The organism is Microbacterium sp. C7(2022) (genome assembly GCF_028823665.1).
Classification (GTDB): Bacteria; Actinomycetota; Actinomycetes; order Actinomycetales; family Microbacteriaceae; genus Microbacterium.
The window spans coordinates 404,543-419,400 of record NZ_JAPEHV010000003.1; the positions used below are offsets into that span (position 1 = coordinate 404,543).

Sequence of the window (14,858 nt, forward strand, 5' to 3'; positions counted from 1 at the left end):
GCTTAACCAGGCACGCCGCTCCCCGTTACGCTGGGGGTCATGACCGATCGCCGTCTCGCTATCGCCGCGTGGGAGAGCCTGTTCCGCGCACAGCACGAGGTGTTCGCCGAGATCAGTACCGACTTCGACGACGCGCTTTCGCAGGCGGAATACGACGTTCTGCTCACCGTGACGCGCGGCGAAAACCTGACCGCGCGCCTGCGCGACGTGACAGCGAACATGCTCATCAGCCAGCCGAGCGTGTCGCGCCTGGTCGACCGCATGGTCGCCCGAGGGCTGATCACCAAGTGCGCCGACCCTGTTGACGGCCGTGGCGCCTTGCTCACCGCAACCGACGAGGGCGCCGCCCTGTTTCGCCGGATCGCCGCCGGGCACGGCAAGGCGATCGCCGAGCGCATGTCGGTGCTGAGCGACGACGAGCTCGCGCAGCTGCGCGCACTCACGGCGAAGCTGCGGCCGCGCGGGCGCTGACGGCCCGATCGCACCCGGGCGGCGTTCCACCGGCGCCCCGACAGGACCGCGCGTCACCCCACCCGCGCCCCGACAGGACCGCGCGTCACCCCACCCGCGCCCAGGCAGGACCGCGCGTCACTCCACCGGCGCCCCGACAGGACCGCGCGTCACCCCACCCGCGCCCCGACAGGACCGCGCGTCACTCCACCCGCGCCCCGACAGGACCGCGCGTCACCCCACCCGCGCCCCGACAGCATTCATGTGGCGAGACACGCCGGTGGCCCGCGGCGCCCACCGGCGTGTTGCGCCATATGAGCGCCGAGGGCGCGTCTACGTCTGGTTCGCGGGGTTCGTCGTCTTGCCGTCGAGCCAGAGCTCGTCGCTCGGGTCGGAGTGCGCCGTGCCCGACTTCACATGCTTGGGGTCGATCTTCGGCCGCTTGGTGATCACGTGCACGAGGGCCATCGCGTGACCACGGCCGAGACCGTAGTCGGCGGCGAGCCACGCCACGATGTCTCCCGCCTTCGACCCTGGGCCGAAGCCCTTACCCTCGGCGAGCGCCACGAACTCGCGCGGGGTGACGCCCGTCTTGGCCTCGATATTGTCGAGATACGCCTGGAACGACATGTGTTCACCGTAGAGGAGATCTGGGCGCGAGCGGCACCCGAATCAGCCGCTCACATGCGCGAAGCGTGCCGCACCCCGAGGGGTACGACACGCTTCGTGCGTGAACCTGCGCGTGACTACTCGACGGGCGCAGGCTCGTCGGTGCGCGCGGACTCGCGCCCCGTGATGACCTGGTGGTCGTCGGCGGTCGTGACGGCGACCTTGCGCGGCTTGGCCTTCTCGCTCACCGGGATCATGACGCTCAGCACGCCGTTGTCGTAGCGAGCCGAGATGTTCTCGGTGTCGATCCCCTGGCCGAGGTTGAGCTGACGGAGGAAGCTCGCAGCCTCACGCTCGCGCGTGATCCACTTCACGCCGTCCCCGGCGGTCAGCGTGCGCTCGGCACGAATGGTGAGCAACTGGCCGTCGACGTCGATGTCCACCGACCCCGGATCGATGCCCGGCAAGTCGGCCGTGAGCACGTAGTGGTCTCCGTCGCGGTACAGGTCCATCGGCATCTGCCGGGGCCCACGACGTGCGTCGAAGAAGCCGGCGGCGAGGCGGTCGAGGTCGCGGAACGGGTCATAAGTAGCCATGTGACTGTCTCCTTCTCATCGCGAGTGATGGTTTTCTAAAGTTGAGCCACAGCGACTCAACTAAGAAGAGGTTAGCACTCTCAAGGTGAGAGTGCTAACGCGATTTGCGACGATTCGCCGTAGGCGAACGAGCGCTGTCCGGGCCGTGCCGCGCGCCCGCGCGGCACACCGTGTCGGGCGCGATCCCCTTCCCGCTGGGAGCTCCTACCGACGGCGCCCCTCCTCCCCAGGCGGCCGCGAGGCGGCATCCTCCACAAAAGTCGAACTGACACCGCCTGCGGGCGCCTGGACCCGCAAGTCTTGACGGATGACCCCGCCGCGCATTGCCGAACTTGGTGAGGCGTTCACGGTGCACGAGGCACGCGCGGCCGGCATAACGTCGTGGCAACTGCGATCGGGCGCACTCGAGCAGCCGTTCCACGGCGTGCGGTTGCGGCCGCACATGGCCGCCGATGACGACCGGCACACGGCCAGCGACGCCCCTTACGACGCCATCAGACACGAGGTCATACGGCGTGCCGCGGCCTACCGCGAGATCATGAGGCCCGGGCACTTTTTCGTATCCGACACGGCGGCGCTTCTGTATGGGCTGCCCATCGATCACGGTCACGACCTGATGGTTGCTGCGCCACGCCCCGCTCGCGCGCCGCGGGGGCGCGGCATCCACGGCATCCAGATTTCCCCGGAGCTCGTGCGCGTGCGCGAGCACCGTGGGTTCCGGGTCTCGAGTCCGGCGTCGACGTGGGCGACGCTGGGCGCGGCGCGCAGCGTGCGCGACCTGGTGCGCGTCGGCGACGCGCTCGTGCACGTGCCACGCGACGACTGGGGCCGGCCGCACCCTGAGGTCGCGCTGGCCACCATTGCGGAGCTGCACGCTGCGGTCACAGCCGGCCGCCGGGTCGGAGTCGTCGCGCTCCGCGAAGCTGTTGAGCTCGTGCGCGTCGGGAGCGCGTCACCCCTTGAGACCGATTTTCGACTGGATGCCGCGTCCGCCGGGCTACCCACACCCGAGCTCGACGTCGAGATCTTCGCTGCCGATGGTCGGCGGATTGGGATCACCGAGTTCGTGTTCCGCGAGTACCGCACGGTCGTCGAGGTCGAGGGCGACCATCACCGCACCAGCAGGGCACAGTGGAACCGCGACATCGAGAAGTACGCGGCGTACGCGGCTTCGGGGTGGGAAGTTGTCCGCCTCACGTCAGCGCACATCCGTGCGCCCCACGCTCGCGCCACGCAGATCGTGCGCGACGTGCTCGCCCGCCGAGGGTGGCGCGGCTAGCGAGTGGGTTGCGCGCCCGTGCTCCGCCGTGCGCACGCGCCCCACGATCCACGGCCGCTCACTTGTCACGACACGCCGGACGCACGGCCCAGAACCCGCAATGTGCGCCATACGAACGATGGCATCCGCGCATCCATGCCCCAGCGCACCCGTGCAGGCCGTGCGCACGGCGGCGCGTCAGCACTCGATGACGTTGACGGCGAGCCCACCCTCGCTGGTTTCCTTGTACTTCGTCGACATGTCGATCCCCGTTTGGCGCATCGTTTCGACGACCATGTCGAGCGACACATGATGCGAACCGTCGCCGCGCAGCGCAAGCCGCGCTGCGGTCACCGCGGTCGATGCGGCGATGGCATTGCGCTCGATGCACGGGATCTGCACGAGCCCGCCGACCGGGTCGCACGTCAGCCCCAGGTGGTGCTCCATCGCGATCTCGGCGGCGTTCTCGATCTGCCGGTTCGTGCCGCCCATGACCGCGGTCAATCCCCCTGCCGCCATCGCGCATGCCGAGCCGACTTCGGCCTGGCATCCGCCCTCGGCGCCCGAGATCGACGCGTTCGCCTTGAAGAGCGATCCGAGCGCGGTCGCTGTGAGGAGGAAACGCCGGATGCCGCGCCGCCGATTCGCTTCGGCGATCACCTCGTCGTCGAGCGTGGCCTGTGCGTTGCCCGCGCCCGCCGGATCACCGGCCCGCGCGCCAGCAGCACCTCCGGCGCTCGAGCCTGGACCCACCCCCGCGGCCACGTCACCCGAGAATCCGAGCAGGGCGCTCCCGACGAGCTCGCCGTAGGGCGTCACCGCGTTGCCGGCACCTAAGCCTGAGTCGGCGAGGAAGCGCCACCAGTACATGGCCACAGCCGGCACGATGCCTGCGGCACCGTTGGTCGGCGCCGTCACGACGCGCCCGCCTGCGGCGTTCTCTTCGTTCACGGCGAGGGCGAACGCTCCCATCCACTCCCCCGGCACCTCGTGATGTCCCTCGGCTTGCGCCGCCTCGAGCTGCGCGCGGATCATCGACGCGCGACGCGCGACGCGCAGTCCGCCGGGGAGCACGCCGTCAGAGCGCAACCCCGCGTTGACGCTGCCGGCCATGGCATCCCAGATCGCGTCGAGTCCGGTGGCGATCGACTCGTCGTCGCGCAATGCCTCTTCGTTGATGCGCGCCGCTTCGGCGATGGTGATGCCCCGCTCGTCGCAGACCGCGAGCAGCTCGTCGGCGGACGCGAACTGCAGCGGAAAGGCCGCTGCGCGCACCTGCTCGGCGGCTCCGTCACGGCGAATGAACCCGCCACCGACCGAGTAGTACGTCTCCGTCGCCAGGGGAATCTCGGCCTCGTTCGTCCAGACCTCGAAAGTGAGGGCGTTCGGATGCCCCGGCAGCCGCGTCCGCGGTTCGAACACCATGTCTTCGCGGGCGAACGCGACATCGTGCGAGCCGTCGAGGCGCAGCATCCGGTCATCGGCATCGCGCGACCACGCAGCCCGCACCACATCGGGATCCACAGTCTCGGGGGCGTGCCCTTCGAGGCCGGCGATGACAGCTCCCGGCGTGCCGTGGCCGATGCCCGTGGCGCCCAGCGACCCGTAAAGCACGCATCGCACGCGCGTGACCGACGACAGCACTCCGCTTTCGCGCAGGCGGGTCGCGACGTCGCGCCCGGCCCGCATCGGTCCGACGGTGTGCGAACTCGATGGGCCGATGCCGATCGAGAACAGTTCGAACGCCGAGACGTATGCACTCACGGTGTCAGGCTACGCTCGACAGCCTCGAGGCGCGCGGCATCGGATCCGCCGATCACCGCCAGCGCCTGGAAGATGTCGGCCCAGAGATCATCCACATGCTCGAGCCCGATCGACAGGCGCACCACACCGGCACCCGGTTTCGCGTCACCGGCGACCGGTCGGTGGGTGAGAGATGCCGGATGCTGCACCAGCGAGTCGACGCCGCCGAGCGAGACCGCGTGGGTGATCAGCCGGCACGACTCGGTGAAGCGCGCTGCGGCGTCGTACCCGCCCGCGAGTTCCATCGCGATGATCGAGCCGGGCCCGTCGAGCTGTCGACCCAGCAGACCCGAGGGGTCCTGTCCGGAAAGGCCCGGGTAGAAGACGCGCGCAAGGGCCGGATGCTCCGCCAACCGCTCCGCCAGCGCCATGGCCGTCTGCTGTTGCGCGCGCACGCGAAGCGGCAGCGTGCGCAATCCGCGGTGCAGCAGGTAGGCGCCCATGGGGTGCAGCAAGCCGCCGGTGAGCGCACGAACCTGGCGCAGTCGCTCGACCCACTCCCGCGTCGTGGCGACCACGCCGCCCATCGCATCCCCGTGCCCGCCGATGTACTTCGTCGCGCTGTGCAGGACGAGCGTGGCGCCGTGCAGCGCGGGACGCTGGAGCACCGGCGTCGCGAACGTGTTGTCGACGAGGACCGGCACGCTGCCGGCGGCGCGCACGACCTGGTCGAGGTCGACGAGTTCGAGGGTCGGATTCGCGGGAGTCTCGACGATCACCAGGCCGGTGTCGGGTCGCACGGCGTCGGCGATGCCGTCGGCATCGGTCCAGGTGACGGTGGTGCCGAGCAGTCCGCTGGCGAGCACATGGTCTGATCCGCCGTAAAGGGGACGCACGGCCACGACGTGCGGGGTGCCGCCCGTGACGCAGGCGATGAGGCACGCCGAGAGCGCGGCCATGCCGCTGGCGAAGGCGACAGCTCCGTCGGTGTACTCGAGCTCGGCGAGCGCCTCTTCGAACCGGGCGACGCCGGGCTGCCATAGCCGCTGGTAGACGGGGCTGCGGCCCGCCCCCAGGTCGTGCCCGGTCGCGAGCTCTTCGTACGACAGCCCGCCCGCGTCGACGTCGGGCAGTGAGTATGTGGTCGAGAGATCGATCGGGGGAACGTGGGCGTGGGTGTCGCGCAGTCCCGACATTCCGGCATGTACGGCCGTCGTGTCGATGTGGTGGGGCATCTTGTCCATTCGCCCATGGCAACAGATTATGGAAGAAGGATCAATCGAACCCGAAGATCACCACGAAAGAAGACGGTGACCACGCAGATCCTGCAGATCGGATGCCAAGGAGGCTGCCCATGGCGAAGGTCGTTGACCTCGATCCCACCGACCGCGCGCTGTTACGCGCGCTCACCGAGAATGCGCGCGCATCGGGGGCGTCGCTCGCGGCATCCGTCGGCATCGCCGAGTCGACTGTCTCGCTGCGCCTTCGGCGCCTGCAGGCCACCGGGGTGATCCGGCGCTTCCGCATCGACATCGACCCCGCCGCGTTCGGCGCGACAGTGCAGGCGCTCATCGCCGTGCGGCTGGTCAAACACGCCCGCGATGAGATCGAGGCGTTCCGCCGCACGGCGACCGCCCTTCCGGGCGTACTCAGCCTGTTCCATATGGCGGGTGCCGACGACTACTTGCTGCACGTCGTCGCCCGCGACTCGAACGAACTGCGCGAATTCGTGCTCGCGAATCTCACCGGGCACCCAGCGGTCTCGCACACCGAGACCAACCTGATCTTCGAGCACGCAGACGGCGACGGGTGGGAGCAGTTGCTCCGCTGATTCACTCAGAAGCGACTGTTGCTCGCTCCCGCTACGACCGGGGCGTCGCCGTCATAGAGATAGCGCGTGACGTCACTCTCGCCCGAGGCATCCGTGTTCGACTACTCGCCGACCTCGGGCTCGCCGCTGGCGCCGCTGCGCTCGGCGAGGAACGCCGCCGAGTCTTCCGCCGCCATCACCTCACCCAGCTTGCCCGCGAACGAGCCGGCCTGCCCGCCCTCGAACGGACTGATCGGATCGGCGGTTCCGAGCACGACCATGGTCGGCACGGCGACTCCTGACCACTCGCACACGTTGGGCGCGTGCGGGACGACGGCGGTGTACTCGCGCGGCATCCCTTCCACATCGACGGAGCCGTGGATGACATCGGCATCGAGGTCAGGCTCGCCCGAGGCGGGCGAGACGACGTCGGTGTCGGTCATGACGGGTGTTTCTTTCTCTCTATTGGTGCGGTTCAGTCGAACAGATCGGTTTGCAGCAGGGCGTACAAGACGTTGTGCACGCGGTCGCGCAGCCCCTCGCCGACACCCACCGGGTCATCTTCGAGGGCAGCCTTGGTGCTGCTCGCCGCCGAGGACGGCAGCATCGCGAGCATCAGGTCATTGCCATACCGCACCGCGAGGGTGGGGTCCATGAAGCCGCCGAGGACGGCATCCGTCGACACCACACCGTCGAAGCCCCACTCGCCACGCAGCACCTCTTCGAGGAGCACTTCGTTTCCGCCGGACCAGCGACCACCGATGTTGATGAACGATGACATGGCGCCGTTGGCGTCACCTTCCTTGACCGTGATCTCAAACGGACGCAGGTACAGCTCACGCAGGGCCTGCTCGTCAACGAAGACGTTCATGCCCGGTGCGCGTGCGCTGACCTCTTGCTCGTTGAGCGCGAAGTGCTTCATGAACGTCAGCACGCCCTTGCTCTGCGCGCCCGAGACCATCGCGGCGCTCATCTTGCCCGACAGGAGGGGGTCCTCCGAGAAGTACTCGAAGTTGCGGCCACCCATCGCCGTGCGGTCGAGGTTCATGCCGGGGGCATACCACCCCTGCACACCGTACGCGTTCGCTTCGGCGCCCACGGCCTCACCCAGCGCGTACGCCAGCTCGTCGTTCCAGGTCGCTGCCACCACGGCTTCAGTCGCGAACGATCCGGCCGTCATCTCACCGAACAGGTAGTTGAGACCCGCGGGGCCGTCCAGCAGGATCGCGGAGGGGATGCCGAGGCGCTCGATCTCTTCGGTCAGGTACGCACCGTTGGCGAACAGGCTGATCTGCTCGTCAACGGAGAGCTGGTCGATGAACGCGTCCCACTGGGGGTCGTCGTACGCGAGGCCCTTGAGGTCAGCGAGCATGAGGCCGTTGTCGGCTTCGTAGGTCGGAGCCTCACCCGGCAAAGGAGCGATTTCGGGGTCCATGACCTCGAGGAGTTCATCGGATGCCACGAGGTTCACGTCGGAGCTGTCGGGGTACGTTCCCTCCCAGTCATCGCGCGAGAGGGACGTGAAGTCGCCGCGCGCGAAGTCGAAGCGGTTCTCCAGCGCGACTCCGGTCACGTCGTCGGTGTCGTACACCACGTCGTCGGCGACGGTCGTGTTGAACGTGTACAGCGGGCTGTGCACGTCGGTCGCGACGACGATGTCGTAGTCGCCGGCCTCGAGCAGGTACGCACCGGCACCGCTCTGGTCCCAAGACGCCATGTCGCGCACGTCGTAGGTCACGGTCACCGTCTCGGAGGCGCCGGGCTCAAGCTCGGACGTCTTGGCGTATCCGCCCAGCTCGATCGCGGACTTCTCGATGCCACCGGGGGTGTACGGGGCCGAGTAGTAGACCTGGACAACGTCCTTGCCCGCGACATCACCAGTGTTCGTCACCGTCACATCGATCGAGACCGTCTCGTCGTCGACCACGGGCTGCGAAGCGTCCCACTCGAACGTGGTGTAGCTCAGGCCGTACCCGAACGGGAACTGCACGATCTGGTCGTAAGCCTCATCCTCGGCGTACCGCGTCTCGTAGTAGCGGTAGCCGACATAGATGCCCTCTTCGTATTCGAGGACGGCACGGTTGGCGTTCTCGTAGCGGAAGTCACCGAGGTTCTCGACCGACGGCGCGCTCGTCACGTCGTAGGCGTACGTGTCGGTGAGGCGACCCGACGGGTTGGCGTCACCCGCGAGAATCTTCGCGAGCGAGACGGCACCGAGCGGACCGGGAGTTCCGATCCACACGGCACCGGTGATCTGCGGGTACTCCTCGAGGAAGCCGAGCTCCATCGCGTTGCCGGAGTTGACGATCACCACGACGTCGTCGAAGTTCGCCGTTACGACATCGAGCAACTCGCGTTGCTCGTCGGTGATGCGCAGGCTGTCCGCGGTCTGGTCGGCCGCCTCCGTCGCGCCGGCGCCCACGACGATGAGTGCCGTGTCGGCGTATTCGCGCGCCTGGGCGAGCACGTCGTCGGTCAGGTAGTCCGGCGCCGGCTCGGTGGCATCCCCGCCACCGATGAGCATCTCGGCGATCTGGATCAGGCCGTTGCTCGATCCGCTGGTGGTCTCTGCTCCGGCATCCTCCATGGCTGCATACAGGTCTTCGTTGTACTGCACGCCCTGCTGCTCGAGAGCGTCGTACAGCGTGATGGCGCTCGACTGGTTGGCACCCCCCGACCCTGCACCGCCGTAGCGGAGGTTGAACGACGCGAAGCTGAACACGTTCACGCGGTCCTCGGCGAGAGGCAGTGCCCCCTCGTTCTCGAGCAGCACGATCCCCTCGTCGGAGATCTGCTCGGTGACGGCGGCGCTGTTCTCGCGCGCTTCGGCGCCGGCTGTCGTCGTGCTGTCGACCTCGATCGACAGCAGACGCGAAATGTCACGCACGATGGGCGCGAGCGCCACGGCGATCACCGCGACGATGGCGACGACAACGCCCCAGCCGATCAGACGGCGCGGACGATTCTTCACTCGCCGGTACGCGCGCTCGCGACGCTTGGCTTCGCGGCGCTCGGCGCGGCTCATCGACGCGCGGGCGGCCTTGCGGTCAGCCTTCGCCGCCTTCTTGGCCTCGCGCGCTGCCGCGCGGTCGCTCACCTTCGCCGCCTTGCGGTCTTCGGGCGACATCGCCTTCAGCTCTTCGCGACGTGCGCGCTTCGCCGCTTTCTCTTCTGCGACCCGGGCGCGCGCCTCTGCGCGGATTTCTTTGCGTGTTGCCATGACTGCTTAGTTCCTTTCCGCGGCGCGCTGAATAGCTCGATGGGCGCGCCAGGCCGAGAACGCATGACGCACGCCACGCAGGAATCGACCGTTGACCATGAGAAGTAGCCCGTCCAACATGTCGGCGTCGACCATGCCACCCGACATGCGCTCGATCGACCGGAAAGGCAGATCGAGCACGAAACGTGTGTTGTTCGCCGCGTGGGGGCGGCCAAGAAGCATGAGCACCCGACTCGTCGTGATGATGAGCGTGTAGAACAGACTGGCGAAACCGCCACGACCCTGTGCCTGGGCGATGATGTCGTCGCGCGTCAGGGGCCGTTGCCGCACCCAGTCAGCGGCGGGCAGCTCACGCCCGAGGAGCCGGGAGTACTCGTCCGCCCCGACACGGTCGACCTGACCGCTGACATAGTGAGGCAGATCGTCGGCTGCGAAGTCGAACGGCGCACCCTCGATCACGACCTCGGCACGCGCGCGAATGTCGCGCGACGACGCTCCGGCGAGCACCGTGTACGTGCCCGGTGCGACGCGCCAGTCGTGCGCCTCGACGTCGTACGCCGAGAATGCGTGCTCCGCGAACGAGACCTCCACCTCGGCGCTCTCGCCGGGCTGCAGAGCCACCTTGGCGAATCCCCCCAGCTCGCGCACGGCGCGGAACTGCCCGGCCGCGGCATCCGGAGCCTCGAGATACACCTGCACTACCTCGGCACCCGCGCGGTCACCGGTGTTGGTCACCGTGACGCGGGCCGATGTGGCATCCGCCTGCAGATTCGAGTACTCGAACGTGGTGTAGCTGAGCCCGTGGCCGAAGGGGTAGCGGACCTCGGCGCCGATCTTGTCGTAGTAGCGGTAGCCGATGTAGATGCTGTCGCGGTGCTCGCTGCTGGCTTCAGTGCGAGAGAAGGATGCCGCGCTGGGCACATCGGAATACCGCAACGGGTACGACTCGGCCAGCTTGCCGGACGGATTGACCTCACCGGTCAGCACCGCGGCGAGCGCGGGACCGACGCCCTGGCCGCCGAGGTACCCGAGAACGATCGCGTCGACGTCCTGGGCGAACGGAAGCTCGACCGGAGCACCGCCCGCAAGAACGACCACGATCGGCACACCGCAGGCGATGAGCTCCCGTGTCAGGTCGAGCTGGTTCTGGGCGAGGCGCATGTGGGCACGGTCGATGCCTTCGGCTTCGGCTGACTCGTCCAGCCCGAGGAACAGCACCACCACGTCGGCCCGGCGCGCCAGCTTGAGGGCACGCGAGGCCAGGGATCGTGAGGCGCCATCGCGGCGACGGAAGCCCTTCTCGAACCCGATGATGTCGAGGCCGCTCTCGCGCAGCGCGTCGAGCGGCGCGTCCACGCGCGTCGGGTTCACGAGCGAACTGCCCGCTCCCTGGTAGCGCGGAGTGGCGGCGAAGTCACCGATCACGGCGACACGACCGGACTGAGGGCCGAGGGGAAGCGTTCCGCGCACGTTCGACGCCAACACGACGCTCTGCGCGGCGGCGTCGATGGCCAACTGGTGGTGCGCATCGTGGTCCGCCGCGGGGGCGGTACCATCGGTCGCCGCCGCGGTGCGGTCGATCAGCGTGAGGAGCTCATCGACCCGGGCATCCAGCACACTCTCGTCGAGCGTTCCCGCCTCGACAGCCGCGACGATCTCGCGATCGGTGACGCCATCGGTGGATGGCATCTCGAGTGTGCTGCCGGCTTCGAGCGCCGCGACGCGGTCGTTGTTGCCGCCCCAGTCCGAGACGACGAGCCCGTCCCAGCCCCAGCGCGTGCGCAGGGTGTCGGTGAGCAGCATCCGATTCTCATTCGCGTATGTCCCGTTGACTTTGTTGTACGACGACATGATCGTCCAGGCGCCGCCGGCGGTCACCGCGATACGGAAGCCCTCGAGATACGTCTCGTGAAGGGCGCGCTCATCGACGACCTCGTCGATCGACATGCGGTGAGTCTCTTGGCTGTTGACGGCGAAGTGCTTCGCGCTCGCAGCGACCCCGTGAGATTGGATGCCGCGGATCAGCGCCGCCGCCAGGGTGCCCGACAGAAACGGGTCCTCGGAGAAGTACTCGAAGTTGCGCCCCGACAGCGGGTTGCGCTTGATATTGAGGCCGGGCCCAAGCAGCACGCTCACGCGTTCGGCTGCGGCTTCGGTACCCAAAGCCTCACCCACGCGCGTGATGAGCGTCGGGTCCCAGCTGTTGGCGAGCGTGGCCGCCGTGGGGAAGCACGTGGCGGGAATGCTGGCGTTGAGCCCGAGGTGGTCGGCGGCGCCGCCCTGTTTGCGCAGGCCGTGCGGTCCGTCGGTCAGCATGATCGACGGGACACCGAGCCGTTCGACCGGCTTGGTGTTCCAGAAATTAGCGCCCGACATGAGCGACGCTTTTTCGGTCAGCGTCATTGCATGCCGGCGCGAAATGACATCATCGTTAGCGCCCACACCAAACACTGTAATCGAAGTTCCACCACGTGGTGGACATCCAAGGAGCACCCGTGGCTGAACGCAGCGTCGAGTCGACACGCGCAGAATCGTCACGCTCTGATGGCTACGCCACCGGACGCGCCACGAAGAAGGCGATCGTCGCCAAGGCTGCTGAGGCCTTCGCGCAGAAGGGATTCTACGGAGCATCCCTGCGAAGCATCGCCCGCGAAGCCGGCGTCGACCACTCGACCCTCATGCACCACTTCGGCAACAAGACCGCACTGCTTCTCGCCGTCATCGAATGGCACGACCAGCAGCAGTTCCGTGCGGAATTCCCCATGCGCATCAGCGCCGAGGGCTTGGTCGACGCTTTCGTGAACGCCGCCGAGGCCAACCGCGCGACCCCCGGCCTGGTGCAACTGCTGTCGATGCTCACCGCCGAGGCCGGCGCCGAGGACCACCCCGCGCGGCCCGCCCTGCAGCGGCGCCACAAGCGCCTGGTGACGATCTTCGCCTGGATGATCAAGCGCCAGCGCAACAAACTCGACCTGCCCGATGACGGCACGACGCCCGAGCAGCGCGCCGCGCTGGTGATCTCGACGTGGGACGGGCTACAGCTGTTCGACGCCCTGAACCCCGGCACGCTCGACGTGCCGACCATGGTCGGGCGCACGCTGCGCGAAGCGTTCGGCCTGCCGCTGGACGGCTGACGCCTGGCGGCGCGGTCGCGCCGGCGCCGCGCGCCTGCCGGCTGGCACTCGCCGGCCCCGCGCGCCGGCGGCGCGCCATCCATCGGCCCCGCGAGCACGAAACCTGCGAGTGAGCACGAAATCTGATGCTCACGTGCAGCTTTGATGCTCACTCGCGGGGGAGGCGAGAGCCACGTGCCCGGCGACGCGACAAAAGCGAAACGGCCCGCCGAAGCGAGCCGTCTCTTACTGTCTCAACACAGTGTGCGCCCGAAGGGACTCGAACCCCTAACCTTCTGATCCGTAGTCAGATGCTCTATCCATTGAGCTACGGGCGCATGGTGCCCGGCTTGCAAGTCTCCATTTCTTGAGACTCACCGCTGCGAGCACCGAGAGTCAACAATACCCCACGAATCGCATCCTCGCGAATCGGGGTCAGCCGTCGAGTTCGCTGACGTCGATGCCCGAGACGCGCGCTGCGGGCGGAGCATCCGAGACCGGCGCCGCCGTCTCGTCCGAGCCTCTCCCCACACGTCGGTGAGCGGCGAGTTTCGGCAGATCGACCAACCGCAGCGACTGCATGCGCGCGGCGCGCATCATCTCGTAGTCGGGGTCCAGGTCGGGGCGCATGCCTTCGACGTTGAGGCGTCGCTCGAGGTTCGCCTCGACGTCACCCCACGCGGCATCCCGAGACTGCTCAACGAGCACGCGAACGGCGTGCGGGTCTTCGGCGCGCTGGCGCAGTTCCTTCGCCACGCCCAGGTACTGCCGGCGACGCTTGCGCAGGTTGCGCGTGTCTCGATCGCGGTAGTCATGCGTGCCGTCGGGGTCGGTGAACTTGCCCCAGGCGCTCTTGCGTTGCTTGCGCGCGAGCGCCGCGGCGTCTTCCTGTTCCTTCGCGAGCGCGTGCAGCGTCTTCTTCGCGAAGGGCATGAAAGCACTCACGTCGAACGCCTCATTGCGCGCGATCGTGGCCACCAGAATCCGGTTGCGCACGGTCAAGCGTGCGGCCGCGTACGCAATGGAGACACCTTCGGCGATGGCATCCGCCGTCTTCCCCATTCCGACCTCCTGAGAGAAGGCTAGCGCGCGGAGCACCCTCGATCGTCAGCGACAATAGACGGCAGCCCTCCTCAACGACGAACAGGCGGAACAGTGGCACGACAGCACATCCTCGATGTACGCGGCAAGACGACCGTGATCACCGGAGCAGCCAGCGGCATGGGCGCAGAGGTCGCGCGCAACCTCGCCGCGCGTGGTGCACGCCTGGCGCTCGTCGACCGTAACAGCGAGGGCCTTGCCGCCCTGGCAGCCGAACTGCCCGGCACCGGCAACACCGTTCACACCGTCGACCTCACCGACGACGACGCCGTGTTCGCCCTGGCATCCGCCATCGAAGCCGAGCACCCCCACGTGCAGGCGCTCATCACGTGTGCCGGGTCATCGATGCTCGGCAACATCGACCAGCTCACGATGGCCGAGATGCGCTGGCTGATGGACGTCAACTTGTGGGGCACCGTCAACATCACCAAGGCGCTGCTCCCGGCGATGCGGCGCGAAAAGGCGGCGCACATTACGCACCTGGTGAGCATCTACGGCCTCGGCGCGCCCGCGGGGCGCATTCCGTACGCGATGAGCAAGTACGCCGTGCGCGGTTTCACCGAGTCGCTGCGCCACGAACTCGAGAACAGCCCCGTCAGTGTGGGCGCGGTCTACCCGGCGGGCGTGAAGACGGGCATCATCCTGCACGGCCGCTATGCCGCCGCACTCGACCCGGCGATCGCGCAGCGCGCCGCTGCAGCGCAGGCGAAGATGTACCACACCGAGCCGGCCGACGCGGCAAACCGCATCGTCGAGGCCACCCTCGGGCGACGCGCACGCACGTTCATCGGCCGCGAAGCGCGCCTGGTCGACATCATCACGCGCCTCGCGCCGAGCCACTACTGGAACGCCATGCGCAAGCCGCTGCGCGAAGCTGTGGACACCACGACGCCGGTGTAGCGCCGGGCCGCGGCATCCATCACCTCTGCTCACGGAACTCGCCGCAGGGGCAAAGTCG

General features: G+C 68.1%; 13 protein-coding genes and 1 tRNA gene. 5 read left to right on the top strand and 9 right to left on the bottom strand.

Going from position 1 to position 14,858, the window contains the following annotated elements; all coding sequences use genetic code 11:
• Positions 1 to 39: 39 nt before the first annotated feature.
• A complete protein-coding gene (locus tag ON062_RS06120; RefSeq protein WP_274646236.1) occupies positions 40 to 471 on the top strand; it encodes a MarR family winged helix-turn-helix transcriptional regulator in 432 nt (143 codons plus the stop codon).
• 312 nt (positions 472 to 783) lie between these two features.
• Here ON062_RS06120 and ON062_RS06125 read toward each other — a convergent pair whose 3' ends face one another.
• Together ON062_RS06125 and ON062_RS06130 are read right to left on the bottom strand one after the other, a co-directional pair.
• On the bottom strand, positions 784 to 1,080 hold the full coding sequence (locus tag ON062_RS06125) for a DUF4287 domain-containing protein (protein WP_274646237.1): 297 nt from the start codon (positions 1,078 to 1,080) through the stop codon (positions 784 to 786).
• A 116-nt stretch (positions 1,081 to 1,196) separates the two neighbouring features.
• Positions 1,197 to 1,655 carry an Hsp20/alpha crystallin family protein gene (locus ON062_RS06130; RefSeq protein ID WP_274646238.1) on the bottom strand — a complete coding sequence of 153 codons (459 nt, stop codon included), beginning with the start codon at positions 1,653 to 1,655 and terminating at the stop codon, positions 1,197 to 1,199.
• A gap of 307 nt (positions 1,656 to 1,962) precedes the next feature.
• On the opposite strand from ON062_RS06130, the gene ON062_RS06135 reads away from it, so the two are divergent.
• Complete coding sequence (locus ON062_RS06135) at positions 1,963 to 2,934, top strand: hypothetical protein (RefSeq protein WP_274646239.1); 972 nt, start codon at positions 1,963 to 1,965, stop codon at positions 2,932 to 2,934.
• 177 nt (positions 2,935 to 3,111) lie between these two features.
• Here ON062_RS06135 and ON062_RS06140 read toward each other — a convergent pair whose 3' ends face one another.
• Positions 3,112 to 4,677: an L-serine ammonia-lyase, iron-sulfur-dependent, subunit alpha gene (locus ON062_RS06140; RefSeq protein ID WP_274646240.1), complete on the bottom strand. Its 1,566-nt coding sequence runs from the start codon at positions 4,675 to 4,677 to the stop codon at positions 3,112 to 3,114.
• Positions 4,674 to 5,900: a PLP-dependent aspartate aminotransferase family protein gene (locus tag ON062_RS06145; RefSeq protein WP_274646241.1), complete on the bottom strand. Its 1,227-nt coding sequence runs from the start codon at positions 5,898 to 5,900 to the stop codon at positions 4,674 to 4,676. The genes ON062_RS06140 and ON062_RS06145 overlap by 4 nt, the downstream gene beginning before the upstream one ends.
• A 110-nt stretch (positions 5,901 to 6,010) precedes the next feature.
• On the opposite strand from ON062_RS06145, the gene ON062_RS06150 reads away from it, so the two are divergent.
• Positions 6,011 to 6,487: an Lrp/AsnC family transcriptional regulator gene (locus ON062_RS06150; protein WP_274646242.1), complete on the top strand. Its 477-nt coding sequence runs from the start codon at positions 6,011 to 6,013 to the stop codon at positions 6,485 to 6,487.
• Positions 6,488 to 6,588: 101 nt separating this feature from the next.
• On the opposite strand, the gene ON062_RS06155 is transcribed toward ON062_RS06150, so the two are convergent.
• Genes ON062_RS06155 through ON062_RS06165 form a run of 3 tightly spaced genes read right to left on the bottom strand, consistent with a single transcriptional unit; the run spans position 6,589 to position 12,128 of the window.
• A complete protein-coding gene (locus ON062_RS06155; protein WP_274646243.1) occupies positions 6,589 to 6,909 on the bottom strand; it encodes a hypothetical protein in 321 nt (106 codons plus the stop codon).
• A gap of 32 nt (positions 6,910 to 6,941) precedes the next feature.
• On the bottom strand, positions 6,942 to 9,686 hold the full coding sequence (locus tag ON062_RS06160; RefSeq protein ID WP_274646244.1) for a glycoside hydrolase family 3 N-terminal domain-containing protein: 2,745 nt from the start codon (positions 9,684 to 9,686) through the stop codon (positions 6,942 to 6,944).
• A gap of 6 nt (positions 9,687 to 9,692) precedes the next feature.
• Complete coding sequence (locus ON062_RS06165) at positions 9,693 to 12,128, bottom strand: beta-glucosidase (RefSeq protein ID WP_274646245.1); 2,436 nt, start codon at positions 12,126 to 12,128, stop codon at positions 9,693 to 9,695.
• 53 nt (positions 12,129 to 12,181) lie between these two features.
• Here ON062_RS06165 and ON062_RS06170 point away from each other — a divergent pair, with 53 nt between their 5' ends.
• Positions 12,182 to 12,820: a TetR/AcrR family transcriptional regulator gene (locus ON062_RS06170; protein ID WP_274646246.1), complete on the top strand. Its 639-nt coding sequence runs from the start codon at positions 12,182 to 12,184 to the stop codon at positions 12,818 to 12,820.
• Positions 12,821 to 13,064: 244 nt separating this feature from the next.
• Here the strand turns inward: ON062_RS06170 and ON062_RS06175 are convergent.
• Both ON062_RS06175 and ON062_RS06180 read right to left on the bottom strand, forming a co-directional pair.
• A tRNA-Arg gene (locus ON062_RS06175) sits at positions 13,065 to 13,137 on the bottom strand.
• A 97-nt stretch (positions 13,138 to 13,234) separates the two neighbouring features.
• The gene (locus ON062_RS06180) at positions 13,235 to 13,861 is read right to left on the bottom strand and encodes an asparagine synthase (RefSeq protein ID WP_274646247.1); all 627 of its coding nucleotides are present in this window, start codon (positions 13,859 to 13,861) and stop codon (positions 13,235 to 13,237) included.
• 93 nt (positions 13,862 to 13,954) lie between these two features.
• Here ON062_RS06180 and ON062_RS06185 point away from each other — a divergent pair, with 93 nt between their 5' ends.
• Positions 13,955 to 14,800: an SDR family oxidoreductase gene (locus ON062_RS06185; RefSeq protein ID WP_274646248.1), complete on the top strand. Its 846-nt coding sequence runs from the start codon at positions 13,955 to 13,957 to the stop codon at positions 14,798 to 14,800.
• Positions 14,801 to 14,858: the final 58 nt, after the last annotated feature.

Coding starts and splice junctions, on each gene's coding strand:
- ON062_RS06120 (WP_274646236.1), top strand. CDS start 40: ATGACCGATCGCCGTCTCGCTATCGCCGCGTGGGAGAGCCTGTTCCGC.
- ON062_RS06125 (WP_274646237.1), bottom strand. CDS start 1,080: ATGTCGTTCCAGGCGTATCTCGACAATATCGAGGCCAAGACGGGCGTC.
- ON062_RS06130 (WP_274646238.1), bottom strand. CDS start 1,655: ATGGCTACTTATGACCCGTTCCGCGACCTCGACCGCCTCGCCGCCGGC.
- ON062_RS06135 (WP_274646239.1), top strand. CDS start 1,963: ATGACCCCGCCGCGCATTGCCGAACTTGGTGAGGCGTTCACGGTGCAC.
- ON062_RS06145 (WP_274646241.1), bottom strand. CDS start 5,900: ATGGACAAGATGCCCCACCACATCGACACGACGGCCGTACATGCCGGA.
- ON062_RS06150 (WP_274646242.1), top strand. CDS start 6,011: ATGGCGAAGGTCGTTGACCTCGATCCCACCGACCGCGCGCTGTTACGC.
- ON062_RS06155 (WP_274646243.1), bottom strand. CDS start 6,909: ATGACCGACACCGACGTCGTCTCGCCCGCCTCGGGCGAGCCTGACCTC.
- ON062_RS06160 (WP_274646244.1), bottom strand. CDS start 9,686: ATGGCAACACGCAAAGAAATCCGCGCAGAGGCGCGCGCCCGGGTCGCA.
- ON062_RS06180 (WP_274646247.1), bottom strand. CDS start 13,861: ATGGGGAAGACGGCGGATGCCATCGCCGAAGGTGTCTCCATTGCGTAC.